Annotated in this window: 3 protein-coding genes and 1 pseudogene; 3 read left to right on the plus strand and 1 reads right to left on the minus strand. The window is 48.8% G+C overall.

What is annotated here, in order from left to right; genetic code table 11:
- Positions 1–321: 321 nt before the first annotated feature.
- On the minus strand, positions 322–10257 hold the full coding sequence (locus PluTT01m_RS16150) for a non-ribosomal peptide synthetase (protein ID WP_011147343.1): 9936 nt from the start codon (positions 10255–10257) through the stop codon (positions 322–324).
- 1346 nt (positions 10258–11603) lie between these two features.
- Between PluTT01m_RS16150 and PluTT01m_RS27640 the strand changes: the two genes are divergently transcribed.
- The 3 genes and pseudogenes from PluTT01m_RS27640 to PluTT01m_RS16170 form a co-directional block, all read left to right on the plus strand.
- Positions 11604–11705 carry a hypothetical protein gene (locus PluTT01m_RS27640; protein WP_232507870.1) on the plus strand — a complete coding sequence of 34 codons (102 nt, stop codon included), beginning with the start codon at positions 11604–11606 and terminating at the stop codon, positions 11703–11705.
- Between the two features lie 477 nt (positions 11706–12182).
- Entirely contained in the window at positions 12183–13157 is a 975-nt protein-coding gene (locus tag PluTT01m_RS16165; RefSeq protein ID WP_011147344.1) for an Rpn family recombination-promoting nuclease/putative transposase, read from the plus strand.
- 108 nt (positions 13158–13265) lie between these two features.
- Positions 13266–13538: pseudogene (locus tag PluTT01m_RS16170) on the plus strand (ISNCY family transposase); the annotation flags it as partial.
- Positions 13539–13689: the final 151 nt, after the last annotated feature.

A 13689-nucleotide genomic window follows, 5' to 3' on the forward strand; every position in this document is an offset into this window, starting at 1 on the left:
TTCCTTATTAACCTATTTCAACTGCCTTTCAGAACGCTATTTACTGAATTCATATAATATTTAATGTACTCAATATATTGAGTACATTACGTTGCAATTATTATACGGAACCACGTCAGATGTGAATAAAAATAATCCGATATAAACAATATATACCGGATTATCATATCAAGGTTAAATCATTAATATACCCGTCATCTTTCAAGTTGCTTCTTTGTTGGCTGCACTCACTCACCCCGGTCACATAGTTATCTATGCTCCCGGGGATTCGCTCCTTTGCCGCCGCGATGCATCTTGAAATCCATAGGGTATATATCAATATTACACCACCTCCCCTTCATCACTGATTGCCAGCGCCATATTTAAAGCCTGAGATAAAGCAATTTTATTCTCATTATCTTCCAATAAACTAAAGTGGTCTCCCGGAATAGCAATGAGTTTAAGCGAAGTATCAGCTATTATTTGCTCCCAACCTAAGGATGGATCGATATTTAAAGGCTCCGACCCTTCATCCGCCACAAAAGAAATAGGCGGGTAAGGTTCTATCGCATAAAACTGATGCAACGTTACCGCTAAGGCTGGTGGCTCATAATCTCTGACGATTTGATCATAATGCTCTATCTGTTCCCAACGCTTTGCCATTAAGTCAGCACTCAGATTGACGGGATATAACGCCAGCTCCTGCGCCGCGGCAATAAATTGCACTAAATTCAATTCATCGATTCGTTGATACAATGCCGCAATCTCTTCAGAATGTTCTTCCCCTAATTGCCTGACCAGTTCAGCAAAAAATTGATGTTTGGGTTGCGCTATCTGCTGACCAAAGCTCTGTCCATCAAAACAATGAGGAGCGAGCGTGTCAATCAACCCCAGGAAATTAACCTGTTCGCCAGCCCCCAAAAGCTGTTGAGCAATAGCGTAAGCCAATATTCCACCAGAAGAGTAACCACTTATCCGATATGGGCCTGCCGGTTGAACGGCTTTCATCAAAGTGATCATTCTGGCAGCCTGCTCTTCCATCGTTGACATCGGTTCTTCATTGATGGACGGCCAAGGCAGCGCATAAATCGGGTAGCCCGACGCAATATGCTGAGCCAGCCCGAAAGCATAGGAGTAATCACCCATGCCACTGGGAACAAAGAACAGCGGCAGCTCTGTTCCATCAGATCGTACCGATATGGCGCTGTTTTGCGGTTGAGACAGTAAATCCGAGGTAATTTTTGCGGCCAGTTCAGCCAGCACCGGGAATTGGAACAAGGTATTCAATGTACAAACCATCCCTCGACCCGCGGCAATATTCGTCATTCGCATAGCGAGCAGTGAATGGCCGCCTAATACGAAGAAGTTGTCATGGCGACTGACCTGCTCAACACCCAATAGCTCACACCAAATCGCCGCCAATGTGGTTTCTGTCTCGCCTTGCGGCGCTTCATAGACCTGACGAGAAAAATCTTCCTCCCTCGGCGCGGCTAATGCCCGGCGATCTAGCTTGCCGTTCGGGGTTTGCGGGAAGGTATCCAGACGCACAAAAGCTGACGGCACCATATAATCCGGCAAAATAGCACTCAGATGTGCACGCAAACTGGCCGTCAGACCTTCGTTCGCTTCCGCTACCACATAGGCGACCAAATGCTTGTCCCGTCCATCCTCCCACACCAACACCGCCGCCTCTTGTACCACCGGGTGTTCCAACAATCGGATTTCAATCTCCCCCAGTTCAATCCGGAAGCCCCGAATTTTAACCTGTTCGTCGTTACGCCCCAGGAATTCCAGATTGCCATCTGGCAAGTAACGGGCCAAATCCCCGGTGCGATACATCCGCGCACCGGATACCGGACTAAAGGGATCGGCTATAAAACGTTCCGCGCTCAATTCCGGCTGGTTAAGATAGCCCCGAGCAACCCCGACGCCACCAATATACATTTCGCCAACACAGCCTAATGGGACAGGTTGACCGTCTCTGTTCAGTAGGTAGACGCAGGTATTTTTAAGCGGCTGGCCGATAGAACTATCATCAGCCGGGGATAATATCTCCTGACAGGTCGCCGTCACGGTATTTTCCGTCGGACCATAGGCGTTCAACAGTCTAGGTCGGTGGGTTTCCCGCGCAAACCAATCCTGAATAGCGCTCTTTTTAACCGCTTCACCCCCAATAATGATGAACCTGAGGCAATCCGGCAGCGGTAATGTATTGTCTCTGGCAATCAGTTCAGACCAAAATAACGCCGGCAGAGACATCACTGTGATACGGTTCTGCCAAGCTAAGGCAATAAATTCCTGCATAGAAGTCAGCCAGCGATCATCACGCATGACCAATGTGGCACCATTACACAATGACAAGCAGCACTCTTCTACTGAAACATCAAACGCAAAAGAGGCAAATTGTAACAGCCGGTCTTGCGCAGTCACCGCATAGGTCTCATTAAAACCCAGATGACGTTGATACAGCGCCTGATGTTCTATCATCACCCCTTTCGGCTGCCCGGTTGAACCGGAAGTGTAAATCACATAGGCCAGATGCTGTGGTGTCAATGCAGCCACCAAAGGATTGCTGTCCGGTTGATCTGGCAGGGTATTCAGCGTAAGTACGGTCAATCCGGTGAGCGCTTCTTCGCCAAGCGCCGCCCGGCCAGCTTCATCAACCAATACCACTGACGGAGCCGTATCATCCAGAATATACGCCAAACGTTCTCCCGGATAAGTCGGATCCAGCGGCACATAAGCGCCACCGGCTTTTAGCACCGCCAACAAAGCCACCACTATCGCCGGTGAGCGTGCCATGCAAATCGCCACCCGCTGATCCGGTATGACGCCCAATGCGATCAATTGATGGGCAAGGCGGTTGGCGCGAGCATTTAATTCGGCATAACTGAGAGTCTGCTCTTCATAGACTAATGCGGTCGCTTCCGGGGTTTTCTTTACCTGCTGCTCAAACAGTTGGTGAATACATAATGGATCAGGATACGGGGTCTCAGTAGCATTAAAGGTTTCCAGTAGCAATGTCCGTTCCGTTTCAGGCAGGACGTTCAGCATACGTACCGGCGTCTCCGGGGCCTGTTCAAGCGCTTCCACCAGACTTTCCAGCGCCTGCTGCATATAATCGCATAGTCTCTCTGGCTCAAACGGCTGCACCACCAGAGCGGTCAGCCCCAACGTGGAACCCCCATCCTCTATCGACAGCCCAAATGGGTAGTTCGTTCGTTCCTGTCCATCCAGAAATTCAATACCACTGATGACGTCATCCGATGTGGCCGATAAAGCATTGTGTCGATAGTTGAACAGAGCGCTAAAGAGTGGCGTACCGCTGGCAATACCACTGCACCGCTGGGCCAGCGCCAGTGAGGCATGCTCATGCTCCAGCAACCCGGCCAGTCGCAGATGTACCGCACGCACGCTATCCTCTACCGGGGTCTCATCGATATCCAGTCGCAACGGCAAGGTATTCATAAACAACCCCATACCATTGTCCGCCCCTTCTCCCGCTTCCATGCGCCCAAATAGGACGGTGCCAAACACCACTTTCTCCTGACCACTGGTATGCGACAACACTTGTGCCCAAGCCAGATGACACAACGCCGCCAAACTGACACCCAAATGCCGAGCCTGACTACGCAGCCGATCATTCAGCTCAGGTGCCAACATCCGGTGAAACTCCCTCATTTGAGAGCCGTCACGATGCACCTCCGTCAGTCCGAATGGGAATGTTGGCTCATCCACCGCCGCCAACATGTCGGTAAAGAAACGGGTATGTGCCGCCTGATCCCCCTTCAACCGGGTCTGAGCCACCAGATTGCGGAAAGGCACCGGTGCCGGCAGGCTATCCCCCTGCCCGGTAAAATAGGCCTGCACTTCACGGTGCATCACTTCCAGCGTTTCATGGTCACCAATCAAGTGATGCTGCAATTCCAGTAAGAACCAGCGTCCATCGGTTTCCTGAGTGATGACAAAATGCAGTAGCGGTGCCTGACTTAAATTAAGACGATAATGCCCCGGATCAAAACGCCGAGTTAACTGGTCAATGACTGGACCGTCCGTCGGGTCTAGCGTCAATTCCGTCACAGGCAACCGCGCCTGACGCCAGACCACCTGCGCCGGAACGGATAATCCTTCCCAGATAAAAGCCGTACGTAAGATGTCATGGCGATCAATCGCCTGTTGCACCGCCGCCAGATAACGGTCCAATAAAGAGCGATTCTCAAAGATCACCGGATAGAGCAACAGATACGGATCGCCTTCTTGTTCCAACAGGTGATGGAACAGGATACCGTCCTGCAACGGAGACAAGGCATAGATATCCTGAATATTAGCGACTCCACCCGGCACCTGCCCGACAATGCGATCAATATCAGTCTGAGTCAGATCAATCAGCGGCAACATTTCCGGCGTCAGCGCCGTAGTGGCTGACGTGATGACGTTAGGCGGCACCACTACAACCTGATGCTGTCCCACTGTTTGAGCCAAGTCTGACAGCACCGGAAATTGGAACAGATCTCGCGCCGCCAGTGTTAACCCCAAGCGACGCAAGCGTTCAATCATGCGTACCGCGAGCAGTGAATGGCCGCCCAACACAAAGAAGCTGTCATGCCGGCTAATCTGCTCAATACCCAATAACTCACTCCAGATGGCCGCTAAAGCTATCTCAGCTTCCCCTTGCGGCGCTTCATAGACTTGACGGGCAAAATCTTCCTCCCGCGGTGCTGGTAATGCCCGGCGATCTAGCTTGCCGTTCGGGGTCTGCGGGAAGGTATCCAGACGTACAAAGGCAACCGGTACCATATAGTCAGGTAAAATCGTACTCAAGTATTCACGTAAATCAGCAGCCAATCTCTCATGCGCTTGCGCTGCCACATAGGCGACCAGCCGTTTGTGCTGCCCGTCATCCAATGCCAGCACCGCCGCCTCTTGTACCGCAGGGTGTTCCATCAACCGAGTTTCAATCTCCCCCAGTTCGATCCGGAAGCCTCGAATTTTTACCTGTTCGTCGTTACGGCCCAAGAATTCCAGCTCACCATCCGGCAAGTAGCGGGCCAAATCTCCCGTGCGATACATGCGCGCACCGGCTATCGGACTAAAGGGATCGGCTATAAAACGTTCAGCACTCAATTCCGGCTGGTTAAGATAATTCCGTGCCACACCCACGCCGCCAATATACATTTCACCAACGCAGCCTAATGGAACGGGTTGACCGTATTTGTCCAGCAGGTAAATACAGGTATTTTTAACCGGCCGCCCGATAGAACGATCATCTGTCAGGAATAATATCTCCTTACAAGTCGCCGTCACGGTATTTTCCGTCGGGCCATAAGCGTTCAGCAGTCGAGGTCGGTGGAGCTCCCGCGTAAACCAATCCTGAACAGCGCTCTTTTTCACTGCCTCACCCCCAATGATGATGAGTCTGAGGCAATCTGGTAACGGTAATCCATTGTCTCTGGCAACCAGTTCGGACCAAAATAACGCCGGCAGAGACATCACTGTGATACGGTTTTGCCCGGCTAAGGCAATAAATTCCTGCATAGAGGTTAACCAACGCTCATCACGCATCACTAACGTGGCACCATTACACAATGACAAACAACATTCCTCGACTGAAACATCAAACGCAAAAGAGGCAAATTGTAACAGCCGGTCTTGCGCGGTGACTGCATAGGTCTCATTAAAACCCAGATGACGTTGATACAGCGCCTGATGTTCTATCATCACCCCTTTCGGCTGCCCGGTTGAACCGGAGGTATAGATAACATAAGCCAGATGTTGTGGTGTCAGTTCGGCTACCTGCGGGTTACTGTCCGGCTGGTCTGGTAGGATATTCGAGTCAAGTACCGTCAGCCCAGCCAGTGCCTGTTCACCCAGCGCCGCCCGACCAGCTTCATCAACCAATACCACTGACGGAGCGGTATCATTCAGGATATACGCCAGACGTTCTCCCGGATAAGTCGGATCCAGCGGCACATAAGCCCCGCCAGCTTTCAGCACCGCCAACAAAGCCACCACTACCGCCGGTGAACGTGCCATGCAAATCGCCACCTGCTGATCCGGTGTGACGCCCAATGCCATCAGTTGGTGGGCAAAGCGGTTGGCACGCGCATTTAATTCGGCATAACTGAGCGTTTGCCCTTCATAGACTAACGCAGTCGCTTCCGGGGTTTTCTCTACCTGTTGTTCAAACAGTTGGTGAATACATAATGGGTCAGGATAGGGGGTTTCCGTGGCATTTAAGGTTTCCAGTAACAGTGTGCGCTCCGTTTCAGGCAGGACGTTCAGCACACGTACTGGCGTCTCCGGGGTCTGTTCAAGCGCTTCCACCAGACTTTCCAGCGCCTGTTGCATATAACCGCATAGCCGATCGGGTTCAAACGGTTGTACCACCTGAGCGGTCAGCCCCAACGAAGCCCCCCCATCCTCCACTGACAACCCAAATGGATAGTTAGTCCGTTCCTGTTCACCCAAGAATTCAATCCCGGCCATCGTCTCATCCAACGCCGCCGGTTGCTCATTGTGGCGATAGTTGAACAGGGCGCTAAAGAGTGGGGTTTCACCCTGTATCCCACTGCACCGCTGGGCCAACGCCAGTGAAGCATGCTCATGCTCCAGCAATTCAGCCAATCGCAGATGTACCGCCCGTACGCTATCCTCTACCGGGGTCTCGTCAATATCCAGTCGCAACGGCAAGGTATTCATAAACAACCCCATGCCATTGTCTGCCCCTTCCCCCGCCGCCATACGCCCAAACAGGACGGTGCCAAACACCACTTTCTCTTGCCCGCTGGTATGCGACAGCACCTGCGCCCAAGCCAGATGACACAACGCTGCCAAACTGACACCCAAACGCCGGGCCTGACTGCGCAGGCGATCATTTAACGTGGTGGTCAACATCCGGTGGGATTCCGTCATGCGAGATCCGTCACGATGCACCTCCGCCAGCCCGAATGGCAACGTTGGCTCATCCACCTCCGCCAACATGTCGGTAAAGAAGCGGGTATGTGCTTCCTGACTCACCCCCAGCCGGGACTGAGCCACTAGATTGCGGAAAGGGGCTGGCGTAGGCAGGTGCTCTTCCTGCCCGGCAAAATAGGCCCGCACTTCACGATGCATCACTTCCATTGTTTCATGGTCGCCAATCAGGTGATGCTGCACTTCCAGTAAAAACCAACGACCGTCCGTTTCCTGAGCGACAACAAAATGCAATAACGGAACCTGCCCCAGATCAAGACGATACTGACTCGGATCAAAACGCCGGGTTAACTGGTCAATGACTGGGCCGTCAGCCGGGTCTAGCGTCAGTTCCGTCACGGGCAACTGTGCCCGGCGCAAGACCACTTGTGCCGGAGCTGATAATCCTTGCCAAATAAAAGCCGTCCGTAAGGTGTCATGGCGATCAATCGCCTGTTGCACCGCCGCCAGATAACGGTCCAGCAAAGATCGGTTAGCAAAGACCACCGGATAGTGTAACAGATACGGGTCGCCTTCCTGTTCCAACAGGTGGTGGAACAGAATACCGTCCTGCAACGGCGACAACGCATAGATATCCTGAATATTGCTCATCCCACCCGGCACCCGCTCCACGATGCGATCAATATCAGTCTGAGTCAGATCAATCAGCGGCAACATCTCCGGCGTTAACGCCGTGGTGGTGGGAGTGATCATGTTAGGCGGTATTATCACAGCTTGGTGCTGTCCCAATGCTTGAGCCAGCGCTGACAGCACCGGCGACTGGAATAGATCACGCGCTGTTAATGTCAACCCCAAGTGACGCAGGCGTTCAATCATACGTACCGCAAGCAACGAATGGCCGCCCAATGCAAAGAAACTGTCATGCCGGCTTATCTGCTCAATGCCCAATAATTCACGCCAGATAGCCGCCAGAGCGATCTCAGCCTCCCCTTGCGGTGCTTCATAAATCTGATGGGCAAAATCTTCTTCCCGCAGTGCCGGTAATGCCCGGCGATCTAGCTTACCGCTCGGCATCTGCGGGAAGGTATCCAGACACACAAAAGCGACCGGGATCATATAGTCAGGTAAAATCGCACTCAAATATTCACGCAAATCAGCGGCCAATCTCTCGTGCGCTTGTGCCGCCACATAGGCGACCAGCCGTTTGTGCTGCCCGTCATCCAGTACCAGCACCGCCGCCTCGTGTACCGCCGGGTGTTCCACCAAACGGGTTTCAATTTCCCCCAACTCAACCCGGAAGCCACGGATCTTAACTTGCTCATCGTTACGGCCCAGGAATTCCAGCTCACCGTCCGGCAGAAAACGGGCCAAATCCCCGGAGCGATACATCCGCGCATCGGGTTCCAGACTAAAGGGGTCCGGTAAAAAACGTTCCGCGCTCAATGCAGGTCGGTTCAGATAACCCCGCGCCACACCCACGCCACCAATGTACATTTCGCCAATGCCACCCAATGGAACCGGTTGCCCCTCTCTGTCCAACAGATAGATGCGGGAATTTTTAACCGGCCGGCCGATAGAACGGGCATCTTCCGGGGATAATATCTCCTTATAAGTCACTGTCACGGTATTTTCCGTCGGGCCATAACCATTCAACAACCGGGGCCGGTAGCCTTCCTGCATAAACCAGTCCTGAACGGCGTTCTTTTTTACCGCCTCACCACCAATCATGACGAGTCGGAGGCAATCCGGCAGCGGTAGCTCGGGATCTCTGGCCGCCAGTTCAGACCAGAATAAGGTCGGCAGAGAAACGATCGTGATACGATGTTGCCGGGTTAAAGCAATAAATTCCCGTACCGAAGCTAGCCAGCTATCATCCCGGATAACCAGTGTGGCCCCGTTACACAATACCGAGAAAAATTCCTCGACTGAAACATCAAACGCAAAAGCGGCAAATTGCAACACCCGATCTTGCTCAGTGACGGCATAAGTGTCGTTAAAGCCCAGATGACGTTGATAAATCGCCTGATGTTCTATCATCACCCCTTTCGGCTGCCCGGTTGAACCGGAGGTGTAAATCACATAGGCCAGATGCTGTGGTGTCAATGCCGTCACTAAGGGATTGCTGTCCGGTTGATCAGGTAGGATATTCGGGTCAAGCACGGTCAACCCGGCTAGCGCGACATCACCCAACGCGGCCCGCCCGGTCGCATCAGCCAATACCACTGACGGGACAGTATCATTTAGGATATACGCCAGACGTTCCGCCGGGTAGGTTGAATCCAGCGGCACATAAGCCCCACCCGCTTTCAGCACCGCCAGCAGCGCCACCACCATCGCCGGGGAGCGTGCCACACAAATCGCTACCCGCTGGTCCGGTACGACACCCAGTGCAATCAACTGGTGCGCCAGCCGGTTAGCGTCAGCATTTAACTCGGCATAACTGAGGCGCTGCCCTTGATACTCTAACGCCGTGGCCTCCGGAGTTTGCTCTACCTGTTGCTCAAATAGCTGATGAATACATAACGGATCAGGATAGGGGGTTTCAGTCGCGTTCCAAGTTTCCAGTAACAATGTTCGCTCGGCCTCTGGCAACAAATTAAGCTGCCCAATGGGAATTTCATCCCCCATCCTTTTCGAGGCTGCCAGCACCTGTAAGTGCTCGCTCATCCGTAAAACGACTTCCGTGCACAGGCGGTTTTCATCGTAGATCCAACGAAACCCTCCCTGTGCATTTATCTGGAAGGTCAACAATTCGCCGGATACCTTTTGATCGCGTGGCCTATCACCCTTGATCAACGAGACAGCGATTCGCCACGGCCGACTTGTCGCCAACGCCGGGATAGCATGCAATGAAGGAGAGCAAGAGAAGAGATCACAACTAAATGTGCCGTACTGCACCAAACGGGACAACTCGTCATCAACCCAGCCAGCTACCTCACGCCAAGGCTTATCAAACGCTACCTCAACGGCCATAGGCACCACCGGTGCCAGATTTGCCGATTCATCTTTTACCTTATCCACGCTCCAACCGATTTGGAATACGGTCTGCTGAGTCAAACGCGCAAGGTAAATGACAAAAGTCTGCAACAACGTTCGCAATGGCTCCTCTTCACCATTTTTTGGCAGAGGGGGCTGCCAAGCGCTCATTGCCCATATAGGTTCTGTTTGGTCTCCGGCGGTTTCGAAAGGTAACTGGAGGGGTTGAAAAGCAGCAAGACGCTCATACCAGAATAATTCACTGGATGTGAGTCTTTGAAGGGTATTCTTTGTATTTCGAGTTTGTTGTGAAACATCATTTGCATCGGTTATATTTTCTGACGTCTGAGTTTTAAATGCACTTCCCACTTTAGCAATATTATTTTTCATCTACTACTACCTCAACGAATCTGTTAGAAATTTGAGAACCGTCACTCCCGACAGTCATCACTAATGTTTCTCTCCTACTTCTTGCCCAAAAATAAAAATAGACACATCTGCTATCCATCCAAGAGACTTAGATACCGGATGCCACTGCCCGATTAATAGCGGCTACTTACTGCCTATCTTCAATGCCAATTATCCTGATAACAGAATGAAATATTCCATTTTTATTCCTATTTTTCAGATAAGCTCAATTAATTTACTGCAACTTTTGTTGACTGATCCTAAATTTCATAATTAAAAACTTAACCATTTACTGCATTTATTATTCATAATGACCAAATAACCTTTAACTTTATCTGTTTTCAATTAATACCTAATTAAAATGATTTCAAAAACAAATTAAGTATTTTAAAAATAAAATAGACCAATTTACATTTAATTATCAAAATACTACTTTGACAATCACCTATAAAATAGTCTTCATTACAATAATAAAAGGACATACTAATTTCAAAGACAGTTATTCAATAGGCATAAAATAATCCTGCACATTCAATCATATCAAAATATAACGTCAAGCTAAAAATAATTCATAAAAAATTATTTTTCAACAATAAGACAATACCGCTAATGAATATGCCACAAATGAACAAATACAAATTATATTTAACTTAATTACATATATCCTGTAATAATTAGAACATAAAAAAATACAAACGTTATTATATCAATAACCACAAAGAAACAATTTAAAATTAAAATAACTTAATTTTTCATTGCCTTATAATAATACACAACGTAATCTATATATTACTCAATAATATTGACTATCGCCCAAATTAAATAAGTTTCCATAATTATGTTCCACTTCCAACCAGCCCTTGTGTACCAAGACATACAACCTTTCCATCCAAGCGGTCCGTAGAATCAATGAGATAGGCTACAGAACCAATATTGTTCAAAAAGAAAACAAAAGGCATATACCCAATGGATTTCAAGATAGATCGCGACGGCAAGGGAGCAAATCCCCGGGAGCATAGAAAACTATGTGACCGGGGTGAAAGAGTGCAGCCAACAAAGAGGCAACTTGAAAGATAACGGGTATATACCCTATTGATTTCAAGATGCATCGCGGCGGCAAGGGAACGAATCCCCGGGAGCATAGATAACTATGTGACCGGGGTGAGTGAGTGCAGCCAACAAAGAAGCAACTTGAAAGATGACGGGTATAGGTGTATCGGTATTATGGGAAAGCCATTTATAATCTTAATCACTCTTTAACTTAGGATCAGAATGCCAAGCACCATCCCATAACATTTAAAAAACTTGTTGATAAATCGTCACCGCTTTTGGGGGCAGCGATGTCAGAAAATGAAGTATTGGACGGTATGTTTGGTACTGTTATCCAAGTATCCTCTGGCGGAAGGGTTTCTTTCGTAAAATTCATCTAAAGCATCCATAATGAGTAACCTGTTGTTTGGAATTTAGCTTAAAATAGTGTTATGAACTAAAAATATACAATTAAAATTATAAGTCAAGGTTTGTTTTCACTTGTAAGGATACTTTTTTAGCGTGTTTTAAGACGTAGGGTTTTAGCAAAATCCATTGTAAATTTTTCTCTTAATGAGAATGACAATTATTATGTAAATCCAAGATTAACGGAAATATAAGTAATCGATATTTTGATAAAGGGATTATCATTATGCAAATGCAAGTTAAAAAATGATTGAAATGAATGGTTTTCATAAAGTAATTGTTGTAAATATAATATTTTCTTGTTTTTCCTTTTCTGATATTTGATTCTTTAGGCTCTTCTATTAATGCATTCGGTAAAGATTTGCCTGAGGAAATCTGAGACAATGTTTTTTGTAACTTGGTAGAAATACTATAAATGGTAATGACTAACTAATAAGACAGAGAAACAGATTGTGGCAAAGAAAGAAAAACGGCCTCACCATGACGGATTATTCAAATATTTTTTAACGCAGCCTGAAACGGCCAGAGAGTTTCTATCCCTTTATTTGCCCGAAGAAATCCAGTCGTTGTGTGACTTAGCCACATTGAAACTGGAGCCCGGCAGTTTTGTGGATGAGCATTTACGTCAACTGCACAGTGATGTGTTGTACTCGGTCGAAACGGCCCGGGGACAGGGCTATATCTATTGCCTGATTGAACATCAGTCCACCCCTGACCCGTTAATGGCCTGGCGGCTGATGTATTATGCCATGTTAGCCATGGCGGCTCACCTGAAAAAAGGCCATACTGAACTCCCGTTGGTGGCACCTCTGCTGTTTTATCATGGTGAGATTCGGCCGTATCCTTACTCAAACCGGTGGCTGGATTGTTTCACGCTCCCCGAACAGGCGGCTCGCTTATACCGTCAGGCGTTTCCGTTGGTGGACGTCAGTGTGCTCAGCGATGAAGAGATCCTGACGCATAAAGGGGTTGCCCTGATGGAGCTGGTGCAAAAACATATTCGCTGTCGGGATATGCAGGAATGGCTCCTCCAATTGGTGGAACTCTTGAATGCGGGGTATAATACAACTGAGCAGCGCAATGTGGTGTTACGCTATATTTTACTGAATGGACATACGCCGGATCTCTCACAATTTGTCCATCAACTGATTGAACAATCTCCGGAGCATGAAACGATGTTGATGACTATTGCAGAACAGCTTGAACAAAAAGGGCTTGAGCGAGGTATCAAGCAAGGTATTGAGCAAGGTATTGAACAAGGTATTGAACAAGGTATTGAGCAGGGTATTGTGCAAGGCCGAGAGGAAGGCCGAGCGGAAGGTAAACTGGAAACGGCTCGTGCCTTATTACGGCATGGCGTGAGTTTGGATATTATTGTCACCAGTACCGGGCTGAGCCGGGATAAAATTGAAATGTTAAAGCATTAAATTCATCTTCTCTTTTACAGTAAAATGCCGATATTTAAGATCGGCATTTTTGTTCTTATTCAGGATGATGGTTACTTTTACGTTTGCCCGGCGAAGCTGAAACCGGTCAGACTGAAACAGCAATCTCCGGAGCATGAAACGATGTTGATGACTATTGCAGAACAGCTTGAACAAAAAGGGCTTGAGCGAGGTATCAAGCAAGGTATTGAACAAGGTATTGAACAAGGTATTGAGCAGGGTATTGTGCAAGGCCGAGAGGAAGGCCGAGCGGAAGGTAAACTGGAAACGGCTCGTGCCTTATTACGGCATGGCGTGAGTTTGGATATTATTGTCACCAGTACCGGACTGAGCCGGGATAAAATTGAAACGTTAAAGCATTAAATTAATCTTCTCTTTGTACAGCAAAATGCCGATATTTAAGATCGGCATTTTTGTTCTTATTCAGGATGATGGTTACTTTTACGTTTGCCCGGCGAAGCTGAAACCGGTCAGACTGAAGCAACTTTATAGGGGGCGAAATGACACCCTAAGA

Origin of the sequence: Photorhabdus laumondii subsp. laumondii (genome assembly GCF_003343245.1) — a bacterium.
Classification (GTDB): Bacteria; Pseudomonadota; Gammaproteobacteria; order Enterobacterales; family Enterobacteriaceae; genus Photorhabdus; species Photorhabdus laumondii.